Source organism: Acidovorax sp. GW101-3H11, from assembly GCF_001633105.1.
Lineage (GTDB): Bacteria > Pseudomonadota > Gammaproteobacteria > Burkholderiales > Burkholderiaceae_C > Acidovorax.
The window spans coordinates 927,171-949,573 of sequence record NZ_LUKZ01000009.1; the positions used below are offsets into that span (position 1 = coordinate 927,171).

Below are 22,403 nucleotides of genomic sequence, written 5' to 3' on the forward strand. Positions count from 1 at the left end.
GAGCAATCGGCAGGATCGCTTCATGTCCCGCGCAAGCTGCCCCGGCAGCAGCCCGGCATCGAGCCCGCAAAGCGCCCTGACCACTACCTCAATAACCTGGTACGCATGTTGGACAAGGAGATGCGCGCGACGGCGTTGCCGCTGCTTGCTGCTCGGCGGGTATTTGTATTTGGGAAACTATTGGGCCGGTAACTGCAGAGTCATTCGCAAGAGAAGCTCAGAGGTTTCATCTTTCGGTTCAGTCTTGCCCACTTGGGAATTGTTTGCACGAACGCTGGACACCACTTTCAAGTAGCTCGCCCCCGCAGCGAGCTGACTTTTTGCCGCGTCGATCAGGCCAAGCCTTGATGCAGGATCAAACATCAGCAACAACCCCAGGATCACAAGACCATTGAAAAAGCGCCGCTGCGCCACCTTGATGAAGGTGAGCTTCAGGTTAATGGTGTCGCGGTTGCGCCTGCCTTGCAGTAGCGACTGTTGGATCAGAATCTTTTGAAGGTTCTTTTTCTGCTCCTTGACTTGGACAATGTCCTCCACGCCTATGACGTGATAATTGGCGACTGCGAGGGTTTTGAGGGCCCAGTGGGCCGCGGTAATGAAGTAGATGACCGCCAGGATAAAGATGCCTGTCCACGCGAAACATCCCCAACCCGGAGAACAAGTCAACGAGGGCCCGGCGTTGCCGATAGCCCATGTCATCAATGGAATCAACGCGGCGACGGCAGCAAGGTAGGTCGTCGCCCGGGCTTCGGCTCCAGCTTTTCGTTTGTCTTCTTCATCCGTGATGCGCCTCGCCGCCTCGAGATACAAGGAGGCCTCGGCGTCACCTATGCCCTGCAGGTCCTGGATGCGCGCATCCAGTTCGCGGCCGTCCTGCTGAAGCTTAGCGAGCTCCGCAGGAGAGCACATTTCAGGCCGTGGCCAAATCGCCTGCAGTAGCTTGTTCATTCGCGATCTGCGCCAGCTCGGCCACGATGGCGGCGGCGATGGGATGCCCCGTCCGGGTCTCTATCCATGCCCACTGGCCATTCGGATTGATCTCAAGAAACCACAACTGCCCTTCAGGGTCCAAGACGAAATCCAGCGCTCCGAAGCGCAGGCCCAGGCTACGCGTCATAGCTATGCATTTCCGGGCGATCTCGGACGGAAGGACGTAAACGGAGTGCGCCAGGTCCGGCGCCGAAGTCTTGCGCCAGTCCACCTCCGTTTCAGGGTGGCCTTGGGAGTCAATAGTTACGGCAAACACCCGATCCCCAACAACCGTGGCGCGCACGTCATATCGTTTCTTGATTTCCCGTTGAAGTATCAGTGGGCAGACCCTGATGGAGAGAGGGTCGGTTTGCGCATCGATGTGGACGCGGGAGGTGAAGACGACCCTGTCGGTACGTTGCCCCTTCACGACAGCGTTTCTCAGCGGTTTGCCGACAACCCTTCTTTCCGCGGCAAACGCCTGTGCAGCAACCGGAGAATTGCCGATCAGCGTCTCGGGTATCAGAAACCCGAGCCTCCGGGCAACAGTTAACTGCCTGATCTTGTCCTCAGCAAGCGCTATCGCGTGAGGGGCATTGAGCCAGCGATCCCCGACCGCCCAATAGAGCGATTGCAATGTCGCTTGCCACTCTACGGCAGCGTAAGCCTGTTCGGCCTCGTGAATGTCCGAAAGCGGCTCGGGGGTGCCTGGCCTCCGAAAGTACGCAGCCTTGACACGAGACAGGTCGAAAGACACCCCTTGGAGATCGAAATGCCAAGCATCGTCTACTTCTGGCCGACAGTAGAAGGCACCTTTCGGGAGTTCTTCCGTATTGAGCCTCAGGTAGGCGAGCCCCTTGCGTTGAAGCTCAAGTACGATGAAATCGCTCGTTAGGTCCCTTTGGCTGGTGACGATGAGAATCATGGCCTACTTCAGTCGTCGCGTTCCATGTTGGCAAACGTCTTCGTAGTGAGCCCCAGCAGGTGCGCATTCCAGTCCTGGTCATCCTGCTCCGCCTCGGCCTTTGTTTTAGTTTGCAGTTCCAGCAAGGAGGGCTCGGAACTGTCGTCCCGCTCCAACTGTGCCTCGGTTTTCGTGGTCAGCTCAGCCAAATTCGCCAGCGCTTCGACGATTGGCGCCCCCTCCATAAGCCATACATGCCGTTGTCCACAATAGGCCCCCGGCAACTGGGCGTTACCGGTGCGCTCAATGGACGCTGCGGTGAGCAGCGGGCTAATCCGCCCCCTTGGCGGCGGTTGCAATTGGGGCTCTGTCATGTTTTCTTCCCGGAAACGATGCAGCAAAAGGCTCAAGCCTCTATCTTATTCGTAGCAGGGAGAAACATCGACCGGATCGTTTCCTCTGTCTCCCACGCCCATCGGGCGGTCACTTATGCGATGCCATCCACTCCTGCCGCACGGGTGCTACGCGCGGACAGTGGCAACGCTCAGTCCGCTGCTGCGGTCGCCAGGGACCAGGCCCAATCCGGCTTCCCAGGATACTGGCTGCTGTCGCTAGGCACCGCGCCAAGGCGCTTGAAAAAGCGTTCATGCGCCTCGGAGTACGCGCGCTCGCTGAACACAATGGTCTCGGTTTCAAACTCATCCCTCAGGGCACTTGCGAGGCCGCGCGCAATTGCAAGACCAAAACCCTTCCCCACAAATTCGGTTTCAACCGCGAAGTGCTCCACCACTGCGGTCTTGCTGTCGCGCAAGCGCCACTGATGAACATAGGCACCCTGCCTCCCGTTGATCCTTATGTACAGATCCGGGGTGGAAGCTCTGGCGCTCTGCAGTAACCCGATTCCCTCGTGCTGCTGATAGAGGCAGGCGTATCGGACAAACCGGTGCTCCAACGCTTGCCTTATCACGTCGTCGTCCAGCATGGGATCTAGCTTTGCAGATCGGCGCGACCATGGCATGTTCCAGCCCACAGCGTTTCCTTCGTGGTTTGCGGATTCCGATCATTCCATCCAGCGGCGCGGCCCCACGGCTCGGCCGCAGGGCTAGATCACTGGACGGTTCTGATCGATCTGCCATTCATAGATCCCGGCCGCCTCGACGACCCGGACCTTGTCCGAAGCCTTTAACGTGCCCCCCAACTGGCTCCCGATGTCGTGCTGCATGGCTAGGCTGTGCTCGGCCTGCTTGAGCAGAACCCCGCCTTTCACCACACCGATGTTTGTGACCTTGATGAAGAACTTCTCCGCAGCCCGCGAGCCATGTAGACTCACTGGCACTACATCAGTCGGCTTCAGTTGCCCATACTGGCTGCCAAGCCCATAGAGCGTGACCTCCCGGCGTCCGTGCTGAAGCCGCGCATGCGTGGCCGCATCAAGGGTAAGGGCAGGGCCACTGTGGACCGTGCCAAAACTGGGCGCGGAAAATCTGTCGGGAAAGACGGCCTTGCGGGTCAGCCCCTCCAGCGGGACCTGCGTGTGCTCATTGATTTCCAGGTATTCGTGGAAACCGGCGAAGGGGCCATGCTTCGCCTCGTACGGCACATAGAGATGGGGCATATCGAACACGCTGTCGCCCTTGTCATCGATGTACGCGATCGCGTCAAAGCGAAGCAGCGCACGGCGCACCAAGATCGCGCGGCGGGCCCTGGGTAGCAGTTCCCAGAAGCCCTTGACCGCGAGGCATTGCGCTTGTTGCTGTTCCTCCTGCTGGTCTCCGAGGGACACGTCTTCGTCCACCAACTCCGTGCTGTCCCATTCGCCGCCTTCGCGGTCGAGGTAGGCGAAGTGCCTGGCCTCCGTCACGACCAGGCCACATGGATCGAAGGAGTGCGCTTTGTACTCTTTCCACCGGGGATTTTTGTCGAAGTCCGGGTAGTCGCCCTCGTAGGGATAGCTTTCGTCGTCCAGATCGCGGACCAGCACGCGCTGGACAGGGCGGTCGCCCAACACCCGCATCAGCTTGTTCTTGGCCAGCACCGTGGAACGAACGGAGGCGGCCCGGGACCGCCGCCTGGTCGCCAGCGACAGGCCGAAAAAGGCGAACAGGATGTGGTCGTTCTTGGGCTGGAAGAGCATGTCCTCCAGCTCGCCGGCGCCCCACAGATAGAACTCCATGACTCCGCGGGACCTGAGCTCCTCGCGGAAGCGGTCGTGCGCGGCCTTGGAGAAATGCACTGGCGCCGCCAGGATGTAGCCGTAGGGCGGCGCCTGCGCCGCCACCCCATCCGAAATGATGGTGGCCACCTTCTTGGGCCCGACCTCCTTCTCGCGCTTGCACTGGATCATCCAGAGGTTGCCCTCCATCGGGTGCGGGATGTCCTCGGCGTCCGCCTCGTCGTCCATCACGGTCGCCGGCACCCTCGCCTCCTCGAAAGCGCGGACATCGAAACCGTCGTCGGCGCCGCCGCGCCCCGTGGACTCGATGGACTTCCACGGCCGGAAGTCATAGGCCAACTGGCGGACTAGGTCCTCGAACCGGTGAGGATCAAGGTCTTCGAAGTGAATCGGTCCGACCGTTCGCGTGATGTGTGGTTTAGCCATAGACCTCTGCCTCCCATGTTGTTGGACGAGACGGACCCGCTGCCGCTGGCCCGCGATGGCCCGAACGCTGCGCCGACCTTGCCAGCGAGCATACGCATGATGCCAGTGCGGTCGGCCGTCGTTCCAGCGATACGCACGGCTGCTGAATGGGCCGCCCCATAATCGAACGAAACGCCACAGGCAACACCATTTACTTCATCGTGGGAGGGACACCGCGCTCATAGGCCCATTTGTCCATCACCTTGGAGATGAACTCGCTGCCGTTGTCGGTCTTGATCGTGCGCGGCAGGCGGCAATCAATGCGGCGCTCGATGCTGTAAAAGAATCGGTGAATACCGCTATGGGATTCACGCTGCTTTGATTTGATATCCAGCACGCCCTCCGGAGAAGGTCGATCACGCAATGGGTTGGTCCTTGAGGAAACTTTTTATCTCTTGCTTTGGTGCGACCGATGGGAACTGCCCGATAGCGTTCGTACCCTGGCCACCACCCATTGTTCGACCTCAGAAGCCGGCCAGGCAACGGCGCGGCGGGTTAATTTTCTAGGTGCAGGGAACTCACCAGCCGCAATGAGCTTGTAGATCGTCGAGCGGGCAAGACCGGTAAGTCGCATGACGTTTGGCAGACGTAGCAATGTAAAAGAGGAGAACTGTTGCTCCATAAGAACCTCGGTGCTGAAGATGTGAAGGGCCAGTTGGCTCACGCGTGTGCATGGGCTGAACTGGAGAGGGGGCTGGACTCTATGCCAGCGTGGGGAGGTAATCGGCGCCGCAAGAATTTGGCGCGATGGTGCCGAGCACCGTCACAGTCGGACGGCTACACCGCATGTCCTGTCCGGCCAGATCATTGCCAGGGCAACCGAACCACTTCAGTTATACAGGCGGGTAACGACCGCGACGCCACCGATAATCGGTGGAAACATGACATGCGCCTTGGGACTGGCAGCACATTGGAAGACTAACAGGTAGTTCCCCCTGCCGCATCCGCAACCGAAAGCGCTCCCGCGGAAAAGGGAGGCGTCTACCGGTAGATTTCGGTGGCATTCAAGTGACCACCTAAGCCGACATCGTGATCGGCTGGAATCGACCCGAAGCCGTCCCACGATTGGCCTGCTTGCAAGTCCGCAACGCAGCGGTTGCTGCACTTCACGACAAAGCGACAAGTGACTGCTTGACTGCGGAAAGCCGTCGTCGATTTCAACGCTTACAAAGGGGCAAAAAACCCGGGGTTTCAAGCAAGGGTGCCGAACCAGGACTTTGTCCTGCCCGGGTCTGCTAGTTCTAAAACAAGCACACCAGCATGTGCGCGCTGAACCGCCCCGGGATTTGAGGGCTCAACACTCTGAGAGGATTGAGCCATGAGCAAGTCGAACAAGTTCTCACCCGAGGTGCGTGAGCGAGCGGTGAGATGGTGCAAGAGCACCGCGGGAAGTACCCGTGGTTGTGGGCCGCCATCGAGTCCATCGCACCCAAGATTGGTTGTGTGCCGCAGACCTTGAACAAATGGGGCAAACGTGCCGAAGTGGATGCAGGCGCGCGAGAAGGTGTCACAACAGCCGAAGCCCAAAAGGTCAGTGAACTGGAGCGCGAGAACAAGGAGCTGCGTCGGGCCAACGAGATACTGAAGCTGGCCAGCGCGTTTTTCGCCCAGACGGAGCTCGACAGTCGTTTGAAGTCCTGAGGGATTTCATCGACAGGCATCGTGGCACCCTCGGGGTCGAGCCGATCTGCAAGGTGTTGCAGATCGCCCCGTCGGGGTATCGTAGACACGCAGCGCTGATGCGCGAGCCCGGCAGGCGCTGCCAACTCTGGCTTGGGAAAGGCACGCGCGCGGTTCGTGCCAATTCACCGTCTTCGAGCTCCGAGTGCCCCCCTGTCGAACCTTATATTAGGCAGGACGCGGCGGCACGGAGAGTAGTCGCCGTAAGTTATAGCGTCGAATGCCGCTTATGCTTAAGAACTCCGTGACAGGCGCAGTTCCTTGAACTCATTGCCAAGGAAGCGAAACTTGTGTCGGAAAAGCCCTGCAAGTTTGGTGTCTGCCGTGGCGAAAAATATCTGCCGTGATCCGCTGATCGCAAGCTGGCGAAGATGGTCGAGGAAAGACAGCATGTTGATGTCATCGATGTGCGCTACGGGGTCGTCGAAAAGCAGTACTGGGGGACCTGACCGGAGACGACCATTCATCGCCAGGAACAGCGACAAAGCGAACGCTGCGCGCTGCCCTGTGCTCATCTGTTCGAGTTGGACCTCTACTCCAGTACTTCTGCGAATGATGGCGAGCTTTCCCCCGGATATCTGAATTTCAAACTCGTTGGGCATGTGAATGCTCGCAAAGGTGCGAGCAATCTCCGCGGCGTTCTCGGTCAAGATCTGACTCTCCAACTCGCCTCCTGAGCGCTGCTGCGCCAGCGTGTCGAGCACTCCTTCCGCGTAGGCGGCGCTCGTGATCTTCGTCGTGCTGGATTCAATCTTCCGCGCGAGATCTTCAACGACTTTGGTTTCGTCGTTGAATGCCTTGTCATTTGAGTCTTCTTGAGCAACAGCCGTAGCGACCTGGGCAAGAAGTTGTTGAATAGCTGCGAGTTTCAATGCAACTTCTTCAGCGCTTGCCTCCCCGCTGACATTGAGGAGCGACGCGAGGATCTGCCGAGCTCCTAAAGCAGCTTCCGCATCGGAGATCATTTCTTTGACCGATCTGGTGAGCTGGTTCGTGTCCCCCAGTGCTTCTATGGACAAGCGCTTGGCCATTGCATCGCATTCTTGTCTGACCAAGTCCGAGTCATGTAGCGCCGTCTTCTCAGCATCTTGCAGTTTCTCCAACGTCTCAATATGACTTGAATGGAGGCTCTGCAGTTCCTCAGTCGGCAACAGTTCCGTGATGCCTGCAGCCAGTAGCTTGCTGGAAAGGTCTTGGGATGACAGTCCATCGGAATGGAGTTGCTGAAGCTGCAATTGAGTTGTTTCCAGCTCTTGTCGATCACGATCAAGCGCAGATCGTTCTAGGGAGATCTGTTCGAGAGCCTGAGCGACCGTGAGTGTTTCTGCGTGATCCGCAGTAAATTCACGCAAGGGATTGAGCAGGGCCAGAATAGCCCGGGCACCCACTATCGATTCGCTGGCCGACGACATGTCCGCCTGCAGCTGGCTGGCATGCTCCGATGTGCTGACTTCGACATCTGCCATCATTCGAGCCAGCAGTTGTCCTTCCTCGAACTTTGTCCTGCACAAAGGGCAATGGTCGGGATCGGCCGATCGTTGCAGTATGTCTTGGGCAGTGCCAACAAGGCGCTGTCTCAGAACGGTCATCGTGCTCTGTGTCTTCTCCAGAGCTTGAAGCGAGATTTTTGCTGCATCGTGCCGCTGCTGATGCTCCCTGATCTCCGCATCGGTCAAGTCAATGGCGTGGGCGACGGGGATTTCCAGATATTCTTGGATCGCGCTTGTATCCCCGATGTTGGCGACTGTGCTTAGCCTTGCAGTCTGCGTGCGGACCTGATCCCTCGTCTCCGATACCTTTTTGACAAGTTTGGGGAAGTCGGCGCGGGCATAAGGAAGAAGGATCTCTATGGCGGCGCTGAGTCCTGCTGCTGCCTCCGCAGCGCGCCTTGCGTTGGCCTGTGCCAATCGCGCGGCTTTCGCACGCTGATCCAAAGCGTCCGCTTTGGTCGCCTCATCGTTGAGGTCTGTTATGAGTCGAAGCACGGATTCTGGTTCGGCATGGAGCACACTTGCCGACGAGTGACGGACCAGCGCGATGGCGGAATTGGCCTCCTGCAGATCCTCGCGCAACGCATCAAGCTGGCCTTTCTTATCGGGAGGTTGACTCCATCCCAGCCCCTTCAGGGCGGTGAGAAGCTCGAGGAACAAGCTGTCGGATAGCTTGGGGGCCGTTTTTATGGCGTCCAGTCGGTTTTGGGCGGCCAGCTTCAAATGCTCATTGTTTTCCTTGTCGCGTCTTTGATCCTTCAATTCGTCCTGCAATTGCTTGAGGACGCGACGCAGCCTATCCGCCAGATTCTCTGCCGTCGCTCCCAACACCAATCGGGTGACGTCCGTTCCGATCTGGGTTGAACTGTTCGACACGCTGAGATTTACCGCCGCATCGGTGTCAAGAAAGTTGAACTTGCCGAAGCTGTCCTGGATAGTGACCGTCTTTAGCTCTGTCTTGGCATACCAATTGGAATGGCGCGCTCGAAGTCTTGTGGCATCCGTGGTCGAAGACAACTTGTGCTCGACGCCGACGAGATTCGCAGTGATGGATGTATTTCCAAGCAATGTGGACGATCGGCGATTTCTTCCGCAGTAGGCGAACTCAATGGCTTCCAGGAGCGAGGTCTTCCCAACTCCGTTGCTTCCGACGATCAAGTTCACTTGACCTAGCGGGTGCTCCTTTTCTTCAGGATGGGTGCGGAAGCCCTTGATCGTCAGGTGGCTGATGAATTGGCTCGCAGCGGCCTGTTCCGCATCGAGTAATGCGACGGTGGAAACCAGACGCGATGCTCCGTCCTTGGTTCCTGCAACGATTCGCCGAACTGCGTCCGGGACGGAGATGTCACTGTCCAGAATGAAAGAGAGGCCGTGCTCTTCAAGGGTGTTGGACCATGTCGTCGCGAGGTCGATCGGCAGGGCGGTCGGAGTTTCGGACGCTCGCGCGTTGGTCAGCAACCGAACGACCTCATCCTCTCGGATGACCTGCTTTCTCGCGTACTCCCTGTCAGCCTCTACCTTGGCCTTGAGCCGACCGAATTCTCCCCGTTGAGCTTCTTCATCACTCGTGACGAAGTACAGATAGTGGTTCCATCGCAGATCGGTAGCGACGTCGGTTGAGAAGTACATTGGCGAAAGCACTTCTTCCTGGTAGCTTTTGAGCGATTCAGCTGTTGTTGCGAGCCGGTCGTTTAGGTCGAAATAGCGAATCGCATAGTCGCGGGTGCCGAAGCGGTCGACGCCTCGGAAAACACCTGGCCCAACGCCTTCAAGATCTGGGTAGCGGCTCTTGAGCAGCGCTTCAACGCGTTGCGCATCGATCATGATCTGTCCTCTGAGAAGTCCACCGGCGATGCGCTGGCCGGGGTGTCAATGAGATTCGTACCTTCCGGACCGCGTGCGCCGAAGCGGTTGTCGCGTCGGAACACGACGCAGAGCCTGTCTTGGGAGCGCACGACAGCGTCGCTTAGCTCCTCGGCGTTTTTCCCGGCTTCGCAGGCCTTGGCCACCGCGTGGGTAGCCATGGCCGTCCTGAGCTTTTGGTGCGTACTCTCTATTGCCGAATCGTTTGCTTGGTCCGAGAGGTAGACAAGGGCTGCAGGTCCGCGCTCTCCAGTGTCTGGTTCGACGTTGTGGTGCGGGGAGTTGCGCTTCCATGAAAGTTTGAAGCCGTTAGCCAGGTCTTGTACTGGAGGCGGCCAAGGCACGTCGTTTTGTGCGAGTCTGATCGCATCGTGTGCACGTTGCAGTCGTTGCAGGCGGTAGAACGATCCTGGTCGATTAATGTCAGGGTCTTGATGAACCGTCACCCTGCGTATCGATTCCTCATCCTTGTCCAGATGGACCGCATCCAGCTCTTTGACTGTGTACCAGGATCCTGGATTTCCGCGGGGTCCCATGAGAATCTCGATAGCGCGTTCCACCGCGAGCGGGCTGGCCTGGGAGGCGACGTGCAGGTGCTCGGAAATGGCGTTGTATCCCACCAGCGCATCGGAAAATCCGTCGTTTGCAACCGCACCGGCATCCCAACTGTTGCTGACTGGATTCCAGGACCAGCGCTCCTCCACTGCAATGAAATTTTTGGGTGCCAGCGCTTGTTCGCCAGGAAAAAGCAGTTTCTGCTTCTGTAGTTGAATGACCTGACCTTCGTAGTTCAGGAAGAATGAATGCCAGCGCTGGGCTAGCAAGCAGTAATAGAGACCGCCCTGGTGCAGTGCATCGATGAGGCCATCGTCGGCGCTGAATTTTGCTGGCGGCGCATACCAGGCTGAGCCTGCGACGTTGTTCCAATCCAGATCTTTGCCTGCGCCCTTGACCTCATGGATGCTCTTGGCCCAATTCAGGCACAGGAGTTCAACGTGGCTGTTTGTTCCTACTGAGCAGAGCCTTGTACGGTAGGCTGCATAGTCGGCGTGGGCCGGCTTTGGATTCAGTTGGATATGAATGAGAAGGCAGTTGGTATGAATCGTGTCGATATGCGCGGCGAAGTCAAAGGCATCGGAGCAAATGATCGAAGCCAGACTGATGGAGTTGATGCCACGATTGAATGCGTAAACCGTACTGCCAAGGCAAAGCGAGGTCTGCTCTACATCCCTGTAGTCCCGGCACGCTACTGTTTTCAGTTGTGCAAGCAGACACAGGAATGGCTGTCCATCTTCGTTCTGGGCCCAGAAGACATAGAGAAGCGGGTCGATGTAACGACGTTGCGCAGCTTGCCGAGGATCGAGGGGTTCGTGGTGAAACACGCATTCACCAGCCGCGTTGTACCGTCGAGCCAAATCTTGAAAATCAGCTGGGGAGATACTTTCGCAGCCCAGTACCCAGATAGCTCCGTGCGGCGGCCGATATTTCCCCGCGACGATTTCTTCCACGACGGTCCAAGGGACGCAGTATTCGGGTGCTACTGCGAGGTCAGAATGGCTTTGTGCTGCCGAGGAAAGGAATCCGGTGCATAGGGCGTGACCTAGCGCGGCGTCTGCGTGTCCGACCCGCACGTCATTGGCTTCAACCCGGCCTGTTGGCTGAAGCAAGATTGCCCTGTAGGGCTCTCGTGCTGGATTGAGGGCTTGCAAGCTCATAAGCGTCAGCGGACGGGGCTGCTGCCTCCTCAACACATCTTCGACGTCTACGATATTAATCGCCACCATTCCTCCTCATCTAGAGCGGACGAAACACGAAAGAGTTCGTTCTGTTCAGGAAACTCATGTGTTTCGAGCTATTCGTTTCGGGTTCAGTGTAACCACGCGTAGCGATGGGCGCGGCAACGAGATAGCAGGCCATTCTAGGGTTCGCCAACGAGGCGAGGGATGGAAAGCCGAGGCAGGTCGGCAAGATTCCTCCGACTGTGCTTACGCCCTCTACGGCGCCCCGTTTTCATAACGCGCAGCGACAAGCGACAAAGAGGGCTTGCCGTTGGCGACGTCTACTTTGACGCGAATCATTCGATCCGCAGTCAATGACTTTTGAGCAACGGCCTCGCCCACTCCTACCCAGCGCGCGCATGCCACTGTGAGCAAGGAGTTGTTTTGAAAAACGTCCGCAGCCTCGGCAGCCGTCGGCTGCTTGATGGACCCATCGCGAAAAGAAATCTCGCTGTCGCCCGGCCGTCGATGTGCGACCAATCGCTGCTCGGAGACGAAGCTCTCCACCATGACGGCGAAGTCTAGATTCGCACCGCGGTCGAAGTGCATTGGTGTTTGGTCCACGTGCGCGCGGAATCTCATACCGATCTTTTGGACTCGCGCGGCAATCTTGGCCAGCCTTAGCTGATGAAATTCGGTGCCAGTGAAATCGATCTCACACGGAGTGATCAACTCCACGGTGCTTTTGATGCCACCGTCGAAAACTCCAAATGATTTTCCGACCATGTTCATCAGCATCCCGTGAGCATCGCCGAGTATGTCTACCAAGTTCGGGCCACGCTCCCCCGTCTTCACGGAGAACAGATCGAAATCTGGATGCCCGGGGCCTTTGACGCTCATGTCTATCGCCAGCGAGGCATCCGTAGGCGGCGGCCCATCGACCAACATGATCGCTGATGCCTCAAATCGCATGTCCTTAAACTCGCCCGCGTTGACATGCAAGGTCAAGGAAACATGCCGTCCTGGCAGGCCCCATTCCTCGGGAGTCAAATCACGGACCAAAAACAGTTCGATCCCCTTCGCCTTCGCATATGCGACGGCTCCGGCTTCAAAGCCTCGCGTCGTGAACATCGCACCGTTCGAAGCCCCCAGCGCCTCGATCGTCGAGGCGAGAATATCGATGCGGCTGCGGCTGACCGGACTTTTCCAACGTTTGCATTCGATGATCGTGACGAACTTGTGGAAGCGAGTCTTCCTTGTGATCTTCACGTCGATCTGGCGCGTTGCACCATATCTGTCCGTCTCCGTGACATCCCGTTCGACGCTGGTTTCGCCGTCGCCTTCGTATAGTCCTTTCACGAAATTCTCGAACGCCGCCCAATCGTAGTATTTGTGCATGAACCCAGAGGCGCTCACGCCACTGATGTCGGACGCCGACGAGTCGACCTTTTGCGTGGCTATCCGGGCGGCGCCAGATTTCCGCGATTTCTTGCTTGAACTGCGCGGAGCGCCCTTGGATGCCATGGAAATCCTCGATATTTTCGGCGATAGTTCATTATGAAGCGCCCTCGGTGCGAGACGGTCGGGTGGAAAGCGTCGGGAGTTCGAAGTCCGGATCCGGCAACGCGCGCGAGTCCTAGGGACAGAGCGCGTTCTAGACCGCTGGAGCGCTCGACAAAATCAACTCTTCGACGCGGAGCATCCGAACGGCGATGTCAAGCCATTTGGGCGCCGTGTAGCGGTGGGCGCCCGGCAGATCTCGGCGCAGACGAAAATCTGAGCGAGCGACGATTGAGCGGCGCAGATCCGTCCGCCTTGCTGCGATGATGAGCAAAATGATGCGCCGACAGGTGGCTCGATTGCGGCGCACAGCAGACGTTCGGTGGGCTGCGCCGACTGACCGCAGCCAGCCTGAACCAGACGTCGGCCCGCATCGCGTGGATGGCGACAGTTGGCCGATTGAAGCCAGTTGAGTGGGCGTGCCGTTCAGGTGTTCACATCCCAGGACTCTGTTCAGGATAGGTGGAATACGCAGCGAGTTTATAAATGAACTGTGCGCGCTTCATTCTACGCATGCCCGCAACGCAACGCAACGCAACGCAACACGACGCAACGCTCAGTTTTCGCCCTCCGCGCCATCATCGTCCAATACCTCGTCAGCGGCGGCATCGGCGTATGCTTGCGGAGGTTTTTTGCGCGGATCCGCGTCAAACTGGAGATATGGTGCCAACGCTGCTTCCAGCGCGCAGTCGTTTCTCACAGCCCGCGCTCAAGGGTGCAGACACTATTTTGACTAGCAAAAGCCCAGCCTGCAAAGTCAAGGTTCTTTGCCGGTATTCGCTTTGCGCGCAATGGGCGCTGTCCGATTCGGTATAGCCTTCGGTGGGGTGGCAGCCTCCGAATTTAAAGCGGGCCCGCATTGCCTCGCAAGCCATTGTCTTTGCGCATCGCTCAATCCTGCATCTTTCAGGTTCAGATAGCTGACAAGCGGACTGAGGTTTGCCTGCTTGCTGACAACATCACCACCCGCTTCTCCCCTGGTTCCCCCTCCCTCGGCCGGACCAGCATCCTGGGCAGGCTGTTGACCGGATTCTTTCGGCTCACTCGGCACAAATGGGGTGACGGACGGCCAAGATCTGACTTCGGATTTAGCCACCTGGATGCGCTGGTAGCGCAGATGGCCCACACTGCCGCCAAGTCGGCCCTTCTCGATCTCGGCAGGCCAGATCGGCCACCTCCCATCGTCCCCAAATGATGCCAACTCAAACACCATGGGAGCGCCAATACGGGACTTCAGAATGACTGGGCATGCCCAACCCAGCTTCTTGTCAGCATCCAATTGACATATCTGCTGTCCACGTGCGCTCTTGTTGAAGGTCTCGCATCCTTCGGGCGTCAACACCACACCAACGGGTATTTCCCCAAGTCCCAGAGTACGCACAACTGCCACGGGAATGGCCATCCATGCTGAAGTCAGCATCGTCAGAATCAAAACCGCGGCGGCGCCCGAGGCGATAAATGCTGGGATTTGAGCTTTCTGGGGAATCCTCACAACCACCATGTTCAAGAGAATGCTGATGACACCCCAACCACCCAGCCCGGCGGCGAACTTCAAGCTGTCGACGTTACTCTGCCGGGTCAGTGCTTCATAGGTCACAAATGCCATCATGGCCGAAACAAGCCATATGAATCCGCTCGCAAGGTAGGCGACGTACTCTTCCCAGGTCTCGGGCTCCTTGCGCCGCGCCGCAGCATTGCCATTCTCCAATATCGATTTCGCACCGCCTTCTGACGGTGATTTGCATTGCGCTCCGCTTTCGACTCCTGGTTCTGCCTCAAAGACACTTTTGTTCTGCTGCTGATACCAGCACCCCAACGCGGGGACGAAAAAAGAGAGAGCCAGCGTGAACCAAATCCAACAGGTGGTCGACAGAGTTTTCTCAGAGATGACAGAAACCACCACCGCGGCAATAAAAATGCCGCCCGGCGCAGCCAGGAACATTAGGCTCCGGAGGCTCGCCAAATGAGGTACATACGATGCCAGAGACCGCGTTACAACCCCTGCGGCGATCGTAGAGCCCCCCAGCGTGAAAATCACCAGCAACCCTATCACTGCAACTGCTGCTACTGTGGCGGTCGCTCCCGCCAAGTCCAGGTCGGGCATCGAACCCAGATGCGTGAAAAATGCCAGCAGGATCAGTCCTCCATAGACCGATACCGCGAGGCTGAAAGCCTTGAAAGGATGCTCTTTCAGGCGCGCCAACCACCAGACCTCAGCAGGCTTGGTGGCGGTCTCCAGCTGTTTGCCCGAGAGTTGGGCAGATGCTTGATATTGACGGCCCTCTTGCGAGGATGAGCCGCCTGGAGTCTTCAATGGAGCCTCTTCTGTCGGTTTCTGCGTTCCTTCTGTGGAAGGAACAGATGAGGATTGATCGTTCAACGAAGAGTCCGGGGTATATCTGGTCATGGTTGCTGTATGTTTCTTTGTCTTCATCCACGTCCGGCTGGCCCGCAGAACGGGGGCCAGGCGTCAGCAGTCATCCGGTGGCAGCCTTGAAAACAGCCTGGGCAGCATGCATGAGCTACGGATGCAGCACACCCAGCCTGGACCACGGAAAACCGCTCGGTACTGTAGGGCTTCCTGAACTGGCGCAGTTGCACTGCGGTCAGCGGGCCGTGGTCGGCTTCGTCTTATCGCAGGCGAGGCAACGCCAGCGGCAGGCGATCTAGGACACAATACCGCCGCCTTTCCATCGCCAACCGCCTTTATGCCCGTCCAGTTCACCATGCTCTTTCTCCTGGATGCCACTCACGACAGCTTGGTCAAAATCGCGCTGGCGCACCCGGATCTGTCCGGTGACTAGCGGCACGAGCTCTGGATTGAAGCGAATTGGATTACCGGGCGGAAACGTTTACCTTGTGCGCGATCTTCGACTCGAGTGCGCTGCGATCGGCAGCCACAAACGTCACATGACCCTCGCACACCAGTTCATGAGAATCATGGGCGCGCACATTGAATGTCACGCTTCGGGGTCCCAATCGCTCAACCCATCCCGACAGACGAATCTCTGCGCCAGGAGGTATAGGTCCACGGTGTTCCAAGTGAATGCTGCGGCCCACGACAACCTCTCGTTCGTGGTCAACGTGCCGCTGCATTTCCTTGATGCAGATAGATTCGACGACGGCCACGAGATACCCCGTAGCGATGCACTCAATGAGCGTCTCAGCGTAACCACGCCCATGCGGCAACTGCGTGAACAACGAGCGGGCGGTTTGATGGGACGGAACGACATAGACCTCGTCGAAGGAGATCTGGCTGATGCTCTCATGGTTCATGGATCGGGATGGCTCGCGCCAGCGTGGATGATGACCAGAGCAATATCCCCGGCAATGCCCACACCAGTCCACGAGAAATCCTGCCCGAATTTCGAGCATTTCGCGATCAGGCCTTATCGGCGAACAGAAAGCCGGTCGCACTCCGACCGAAAGGCACATCCACTGCATGCATTTGGCGAACGCGCATAAGTCGGCTCAATACGTCCCTCCAGGATCGCTTCGCGGCGACGCACAAGGGCGACAATTTCCTCGACCCCCAGCAATTTCACACTCTGCGAACTGCGTGCGTGCCTGCCCGTCGGGCTTGCGAAGCTCACGAAGGCTTGTGGCTCGACGACCTCCCCGGTCTGTGCCTCGATCACCAATTTCTGCACCGACAGTTGGATTCGGTCAGTTTCATGAACACGAGCTGCCAGACGCGTCTTGAGTTCGACCAGTACCAACATGCCATTGGCACGACGGTACACGCGATCGACCCTGGCAACGAGCCGCAAGGGGTGCCGCATGCGAAAGAGCCTCTCCATATAGGCCAGCTCGGCACCGACCAGCCCTCGCGGTCGGGAGGCCCGTTCGCCAGACCTATGGCGTCCCATCCATAGCCGCGCCAGCCACAGGACGAACGCAACGAAACCGGCGAGCACATACATGGCAGACCATGTCATGGCAGCCCCCTGTCGCCCATCGCCTTCGCACACCAGGCAACCACGATGCGCAGTACGCATCGCACCCCGATCACTATCCCAGGCGATCGCGCCATGATGCGGCAGCCCATTGGTGCAACCCGGTAGTACGCCGCAACCAGGGCTCTCCCCCAGCACTGGCGCAAGAGCACCGCATCGCGGTACGCGCGAAGCACCTGCGTCTCCGATGCATCCGGGCCAAACACGAAGGTCGCCACGAAACACCGGCGATCCGCCGTCGCTGCCACGCCCTCTTCCCAGTACCGCTGGTGAGCCACCTGCCCTCGGGCCATGGCCTTTCGCTGCTTCGGGGTAGCCCGCTCCCCATGGAGATGGGCCAGCTGCACTCGCTTCTCGCAGAAGCCCATCTCGGCCAAATCCTTCGCGGCCACCTCGCCATGACGCCCCATTCCTTGTCTTGGCATTTGCACCTCACTCAGCCAGGCTCGGCCCGAACACATCGTTGGTCACGCCTGCGGAAGCCAGCACCTCGCGGCCCGCCGATGCCAGCACAGGGCGAGCACCGTCGACGGCAAAGATTCCGTACTGCACCAGCAAGCCGTCGTAGGCCAGCACGCGCAGCCGGTTGACCCGCTTGCCACCTTTCGGAAATCGCACCAGCTCGTCATACAGCCGCGGGTTGTCCGCACGCGCCAGCTCGAACACCAGCCGAACCGGCTTGGAATCCTGTTGTGTGTTCCCGTTCATGCGATCTCCCCTGCCCCGCGGTCGCGGCCGGGAGCTATCGCGCTGGCGGCATAGTTCTGCCCGGCGAGCTGGAATCCGCGGACATTGGCGAACATCGGCTCCTTGACCTCGTGGATCCGGTGCTTCGGGAATGCCGCCTTCACCGCCTTCTTGAACAAGAAGGCACCACCGCCCACCAGAATGATGTTCTGCAGGCTCTCCGGCGTCTCGATCCACTGGCGCATCGTCGACACCGCTTGCTGCGCAACGCTCTCGGCCAGAGGCAAGTGCCGACCCATGTCGTAGGGTTTCTGGAAGATCACAGGCGACTTGCCGGAGCGCAAGGCCAGGTCGATGGCGTCGTAGTCGCGGTACGGTGAGCCGACATCCTTGGAGATCTCGGCTGCCAGCAGCCGCAGCACGTCCGACATGCCACGGTTGATCGAATGCGACTGCTTCTGCACTAGGCGCATGCCACGCGTGACCAACCAATCGAAGGTGCGAGAGCCAGGGTCGATCACCAGGCTCTGCTCGGTTCCGATGGTTGCCATCTTCTTGTGCTCGGCCGCGTAGTGGACCAAGGCACCCTGCGGTTGGGCAACGGCCATCGCCTTAGCGACGGTGACTGTCTTCCCGCCGCCTATCTGATGTTCTCCAGCCATGGTCTTTTCCAGCGCCGATTTCTTCAGCGAGAAGAGCGCCACCGGTAACCCGACGATCAGCAGATCGATGTGGGACACCTTCATCATGCTGAGCGCGCCGCGCAGCAGGGCCATGTATTCCGGTGACTCGGTGTACTCGTCGTGCAGCTGTTTGGCACGGAAGGTGTCGGCCGCCAGGCCGACGTCGGGTCCGACCTCGTAGAACAGCGGCCCGACCGGAATGCAGACGGTTTTGCGCCGTTCGCTGGCTGGCCAGTGAGGCGTCTCTCCGCTGGACGGATAGGCGACGGACGGAAAGCTGGCGCAGCGGATTTCGTTTCCCACGACGCCAGTGACGAATTTGGTGTTGCCGGACCCGACATCCACCGCTCGGACGATCAATTCCATGTGAGTGCTCCAAGTAAAGAACCATGTCGATCAGCATCGGCACGCCGATGCCTCCACGCCACGCGCAATCCGCTCGGAATGCCCCGCATTTCGGCATCAGGCTCTCTGTGCCGTCATCCGGGTGGAACGACAGCGACGATGCACTGACACCTGTCGCTGGCCTCTTCCTTCAAGACTTGCCCGTGTGTCACCACGGTCTCACTGCTTTGGCACTCGTCAACCCCGAACGCAAGCCACTGCCCCATTCAGCGGTGCTTGTCCCACACCCGCCTTGAGCGCCCCGTGTTGGACCAGAGGCAGGCGGTTCGCCTGTCAAGCCCGCATGCAGCCTCGCTCTGCCGCCCTGCGGGACACTAAATGGCCCCTATCAGGCCGTCGCGTCGGCGCAAGCGCCACCGGCAACCCAGGTTTCATGCCGTCGCATTGCCACGCCTGCATTGACCTGCAAGCCCCTTTCGTCATCCACTACAGGTTCCCGAGGGCCAACCTTGGCCCGCTCCATCAAGGAGCAGAAGGCGTCGCAGTCGTTACCTGCCCTTCAAGCCCCGGTCCTGAACCGGGGTGGCCGTCGCCCCCGAGGCGACCGCCCCGAGGTTCTCTTTCGTAGTGCATCTGCCTATGACCTTCGCCAGCCCTGTGGCTGGGCGCTCCCAGAAGCGCGTCAAGGCCATCGATCTCCCGACTTGGCACCCGATGCCGGCTCCCGATCCCGCCATTACTGAGCACGCGTGTTTCACGCCGCAAGCGGTTGTGCTTGCCCCCGAAGGGGCTCCCCGCTTGTCCCCGCTCAAACGCTCGACACCGCCCTGGACTTTCGGTCAGGGGCGGACCCATGCGCGCGGATGGCGCTGCGAATTCCAGGATTGATCCACCAGATAGCGCGAGACCTGATCTCGGCGCCGATGCGACTGTTTGCCCTCGAGGCAGCAGTGCGTCACCAGCCTCCGCCGTTGCAGAAATGCATATGCGGAGCCGGATCACACGTTTTCATTTTTAAGACCGACCGAGCTGGCCCTGCACGCGCATGTGGCTGGCGCAACCCCTGGGTCGGTGGCGCATGCCGTGGTCGCGTGCGCCGCCGTGATGAATCGACCTCCCGCACCAGCGGCTGACGGAATCCGTCGCTGGTGCCGACCTTCCCGGATTCCTGCCAGTGCGCCGTTCGGGCGGCGTGTTGTCCCCTTTGATTTGGAAAGCACCATGACGAACCCTTCCACTCAGTCAACCAATCCCATCAGCGCGAGGCGCATACCCGGCACAGATCGGCCGCGCCGGCAATCCTGGATAGACAAAACACCCCAGGAAATCCTCGCCCGACTGCGGCCCGGCCATGCCGATCCCATGCGCGTGCTGGAGACACTGATCGAGCTGTTCAACACCCGGCACACGGCGCGCGAGAAAACCGTCTCGCACAAGACCCGCGCCGAGCGCGCCCGCTTCCTGCGGCGTTTCTTCCTCGACCTCAAGCTGAAAGCTGGCTTCCACACCATGCCGGATCCGCGCAACCTGGGGCAGAAGCATCTGCACGCGATGGTGCAGGTGTGGCAGCGCGAGCATCTGGCACCCGCGACGATTCAGACCTACCTGTCTTTCCTGCGCGGATTGGCATCCTGGATGAACAAGCCCGGCCTCGTGCTACTTCCGGTGCGCTATGGCTTGTGCCTGGAGGAATACCAGCGCCATGAGTACGCCCAGCACGACAAAAGCTGGAGCGCGCACGGCATCGATGTGGAAGCCATCCTCGCCCAGGTCACGCAGTACGACGCACGGATCGCGGCCTCGATGCGGCTGATGCACACGCTGGCGCTGCGGCGCAAGGAATCGGTGATGTTCCGCCCCTTCGAGCACGTCGCGCCCTTCGAGGACACGGGCCTGCCTGCCGAGCGCCGCAAGGCGGATGAGTACGTGTGGATCAAGGGCAAGGGTGGGCGCGTGCGCTGGGTCGCGCTGGAAACGGAACAACAGCGGGCCTCGGTGGCGCTGGCGCGCTCGCTGGTTACCAGCCGCGACGCCCACCTGGGCCACCCAGCGCTCGACCTGAAGCGCAATCTGCGCCGACTCGACTACGCCCTGGAGAAGTTCGGAATCACGAAACGTCTGGTGGGCACCACGGGGCATGGACTGCGCCATGGCAATGTGAACGATCTGTACGAGAGCATTGCGGGCGTGCCGTCGCCCGTGCGTGGGGGCGGGACCGTGGCCGCAGATGTGGACCATGCGGCACGGCTGGCCGTGTCAGAGCGAGCCGGCCATTCGAGGGCCAGGGCTTCCGGTGCCTATATAGGAGCGGTACTGCCGAAGCAACCCACGGGCAGCCGAGGCCCCACCGCCCTCTTTTGAAGAACCGGTGTCAGGCGACGCGCAGATCGGCCTCGGTCTTGCCGCTGGCCAGCGCCTCGGCGAACCATCGGGGCTTGGGGCCGAAGCCTGACCAAGTGTGGCCCGCATCGTCCTTGAACTTGATGCGACCCGCTTCGGGCCTGGGCTTCTTGGCGTTACCGGATGCCTTGCGCGAGGCACCGCCCAATCCCAAGTCGGCGGCCGTGATGCCGTAATAGGCGATAGCCTCTTTCATGCGGGCAACCACCCCTGCCTTCTCTGCAACGCGGGTCTCCTCCCGCTCCCTTTGCAGCTTGGCAATCTCTGCGTCGATTTCTAGAGCCGTCCGTTTGCGGGCCATAGCAGTCTCTGGATATTGAGTGCGCGGAATTGCGCGGTCATGCGGTGCAAGGCATGGTGACCCAACCGCACCGCGAGTCTATAGCAGTATGCATCCGGCTCGGTTTGGGAGTCTATCCAGCCAGTCAATCACAGTGACGGCGATACGTCGAAGTCCTCGTCGGGATAGATCGCCGCGCCGCGCGGGCGTATTCCGCCCGCTTCCACTTCGTCCTCGGACAGGCCGAAGCGCGACAACGCTGCGCAGCGCGCCAGTGCTTCGGTGGACTCGCCCACCTTTCCGATATGGACGGCCTCTCCGTCGCGCACAACGCGCACATTCCATTGCTGCATGCTCATTCGGCTTCTGCCTCCGTGAGAGTCCTGGATTCGGACTGGTTAGATTCACTGCCCGCATGGAAGAACCCGAAGCGCGCCCAGGTGCGAGGATCAACTTCGATGGGGCCTGCGCGCTTGGAGTCGAGATTGACCACCACCCCATGCTGCGCGAGCCGCCCCCTGGAAAACAGTTCGTAGAGCAGTTGCGCCGCGAAGCGCACCGCCACGTCGTTGACGAACAGCCCCTGGGATGCCAGCGACATGCGAACCGAGCAGGACGGCTGGTTGTCCTCGGGTGCCGTGTCGTCGAGCAGTTCTGGAAACAGTTCGGTCACGCACGGCAGCCGCGGCCCCGTTGCCCGCGGGTCCAATGCCCTCCCGCCTTCGGGCTGGCCGAGCACCACCTGCGCCATGGCTTCCGTGTTGCCCAGGTCGAGCCAGTAGCGGTAGCAGCTGGTGTCCCGCCAAGCGATGCGGTGCAGCACACCTCGCGCCGAGCGGCTGTCCACGCAACTGATCAGCAAGTCCGTACCCGCCCAGTAGCGCTGGCCGTTCACATGCTCCTCATAGCGCATCGGGTGGGCGTCCCAGTCCAGGCCGTAGAACTGGTTCAGGCGGTGGATGGTGACCAACGCCTTGTGCCTACCGATGTCGGCGGCACTGTAGAGCTGCCGCCCGACATTCGCTTCGCTGACGCGGTCGGCGTCGAAGGCAGTGACGTGCAGGCCGTAGGGATGGCCCAGGGCGCGCATCGCAATGTCCAGGCGTGCGAGGCACGCCGCCATCTGCGCGCCGTTGCCGCCCACGCCGACCAGATGCACCGCAACGCGGCGTTCCAGCAACCTCGGATGAATCAGGTGTTCCACCAGCGCCTCCAGTTCCATGTCCTGCC

At 59.7% G+C, this 22,403-nt stretch carries 20 protein-coding genes, 1 pseudogene and 1 other annotated feature; of the genes and pseudogenes, 2 read left to right on the plus strand and 19 right to left on the minus strand.

The window, feature by feature from the left end:
• Positions 1–177: 177 nt before the first annotated feature.
• From A1D30_RS10230 to A1D30_RS24750, 7 genes are all read right to left on the minus strand, one after another.
• Positions 178–948: a hypothetical protein gene (locus tag A1D30_RS10230; RefSeq protein WP_227468462.1), complete on the minus strand. Its 771-nt coding sequence runs from the start codon at positions 946–948 to the stop codon at positions 178–180.
• Entirely contained in the window at positions 911–1,894 is a 984-nt protein-coding gene (locus A1D30_RS10235) for a RimK domain-containing protein ATP-grasp (protein ID WP_013722270.1), read from the minus strand. Before A1D30_RS10235 ends, A1D30_RS10230 begins: the two co-directional genes overlap by 38 nt.
• A gap of 8 nt (positions 1,895–1,902) precedes the next feature.
• Positions 1,903–2,283, minus strand: coding sequence for a hypothetical protein (locus tag A1D30_RS25495; protein ID WP_131798444.1), 381 nt, complete (start codon positions 2,281–2,283; stop codon positions 1,903–1,905).
• 134 nt (positions 2,284–2,417) lie between these two features.
• On the minus strand, positions 2,418–2,855 hold the full coding sequence (locus tag A1D30_RS10245) for a hypothetical protein (protein ID WP_013722272.1): 438 nt from the start codon (positions 2,853–2,855) through the stop codon (positions 2,418–2,420).
• A 120-nt stretch (positions 2,856–2,975) separates the two neighbouring features.
• Entirely contained in the window at positions 2,976–4,472 is a 1,497-nt protein-coding gene (locus tag A1D30_RS10250; protein WP_013722273.1) for a restriction endonuclease, read from the minus strand.
• Positions 4,473–4,662: 190 nt separating this feature from the next.
• Complete coding sequence (locus A1D30_RS26650) at positions 4,663–4,875, minus strand: hypothetical protein (protein ID WP_131798445.1); 213 nt, start codon at positions 4,873–4,875, stop codon at positions 4,663–4,665.
• 24 nt (positions 4,876–4,899) lie between these two features.
• Positions 4,900–5,133, minus strand: coding sequence for an AlpA family transcriptional regulator (locus A1D30_RS24750; protein WP_013722274.1), 234 nt, complete (start codon positions 5,131–5,133; stop codon positions 4,900–4,902).
• A 696-nt stretch (positions 5,134–5,829) separates the two neighbouring features.
• Between A1D30_RS24750 and A1D30_RS10260 the strand changes: the two are divergent.
• A pseudogene (locus A1D30_RS10260) lies at positions 5,830–6,271 on the plus strand (transposase); the annotation flags it as partial.
• Positions 6,107–6,223: a sequence feature (AL1L pseudoknot), on the plus strand. It overlaps the preceding pseudogene by 117 nt.
• A 153-nt stretch (positions 6,272–6,424) precedes the next feature.
• Here A1D30_RS10260 and A1D30_RS10265 read toward each other — a convergent pair.
• From A1D30_RS10265 to A1D30_RS10305, 9 genes are all read right to left on the minus strand, one after another.
• A complete protein-coding gene (locus tag A1D30_RS10265; RefSeq protein WP_063460607.1) occupies positions 6,425–9,505 on the minus strand; it encodes an AAA family ATPase in 3,081 nt (1,026 codons plus the stop codon).
• Entirely contained in the window at positions 9,502–11,052 is a 1,551-nt protein-coding gene (locus tag A1D30_RS10270; RefSeq protein ID WP_199865948.1) for a hypothetical protein, read from the minus strand. Before A1D30_RS10270 ends, A1D30_RS10265 begins: the two co-directional genes overlap by 4 nt.
• Before the next feature lie 486 nt (positions 11,053–11,538).
• Positions 11,539–12,786 (minus strand): restriction endonuclease, encoded by a 1,248-nt coding sequence (locus A1D30_RS10275; protein ID WP_082836389.1) that lies wholly within the window; start codon positions 12,784–12,786, stop codon positions 11,539–11,541.
• 793 nt (positions 12,787–13,579) lie between these two features.
• A complete protein-coding gene (locus tag A1D30_RS10280; protein ID WP_148262970.1) occupies positions 13,580–15,256 on the minus strand; it encodes a hypothetical protein in 1,677 nt (558 codons plus the stop codon).
• A gap of 401 nt (positions 15,257–15,657) precedes the next feature.
• Positions 15,658–16,098, minus strand: coding sequence for a hotdog domain-containing protein (locus tag A1D30_RS10285; protein WP_013722314.1), 441 nt, complete (start codon positions 16,096–16,098; stop codon positions 15,658–15,660).
• Between the two features lie 113 nt (positions 16,099–16,211).
• Entirely contained in the window at positions 16,212–16,745 is a 534-nt protein-coding gene (locus tag A1D30_RS10290; RefSeq protein ID WP_238530016.1) for a PD-(D/E)XK nuclease family protein, read from the minus strand.
• 11 nt (positions 16,746–16,756) lie between these two features.
• Positions 16,757–17,239 (minus strand): CFI-box-CTERM domain-containing protein, encoded by a 483-nt coding sequence (locus tag A1D30_RS26725; RefSeq protein WP_337999167.1) that lies wholly within the window; start codon positions 17,237–17,239, stop codon positions 16,757–16,759.
• Complete coding sequence (locus A1D30_RS10300; RefSeq protein ID WP_013722317.1) at positions 17,211–17,486, minus strand: hypothetical protein; 276 nt, start codon at positions 17,484–17,486, stop codon at positions 17,211–17,213. The genes A1D30_RS26725 and A1D30_RS10300 overlap by 29 nt, the downstream gene beginning before the upstream one ends.
• On the minus strand, positions 17,483–18,514 hold the full coding sequence (locus tag A1D30_RS10305) for a PRTRC system protein D (RefSeq protein ID WP_013722318.1): 1,032 nt from the start codon (positions 18,512–18,514) through the stop codon (positions 17,483–17,485). Before A1D30_RS10305 ends, A1D30_RS10300 begins: the two co-directional genes overlap by 4 nt.
• A gap of 1,200 nt (positions 18,515–19,714) precedes the next feature.
• Between A1D30_RS10305 and A1D30_RS10315 the strand changes: the two genes are divergently transcribed.
• Complete coding sequence (locus A1D30_RS10315; protein WP_063460910.1) at positions 19,715–20,854, plus strand: phage integrase N-terminal domain-containing protein; 1,140 nt, start codon at positions 19,715–19,717, stop codon at positions 20,852–20,854.
• A gap of 10 nt (positions 20,855–20,864) precedes the next feature.
• On the opposite strand, the gene A1D30_RS10320 is transcribed toward A1D30_RS10315, so the two are convergent.
• The 3 genes from A1D30_RS10320 to A1D30_RS10330 all read right to left on the minus strand — a co-directional run bounded on the left by A1D30_RS10320 (position 20,865) and on the right by A1D30_RS10330 (position 22,395).
• Entirely contained in the window at positions 20,865–21,194 is a 330-nt protein-coding gene (locus A1D30_RS10320) for an H-NS histone family protein (protein WP_060984449.1), read from the minus strand.
• Between the two features lie 128 nt (positions 21,195–21,322).
• Positions 21,323–21,532, minus strand: coding sequence for a hypothetical protein (locus tag A1D30_RS10325; protein ID WP_013722321.1), 210 nt, complete (start codon positions 21,530–21,532; stop codon positions 21,323–21,325).
• Entirely contained in the window at positions 21,529–22,395 is an 867-nt protein-coding gene (locus tag A1D30_RS10330; protein WP_242421838.1) for a PRTRC system ThiF family protein, read from the minus strand. Before A1D30_RS10330 ends, A1D30_RS10325 begins: the two co-directional genes overlap by 4 nt.
• Positions 22,396–22,403 lie beyond the last annotated feature (8 nt).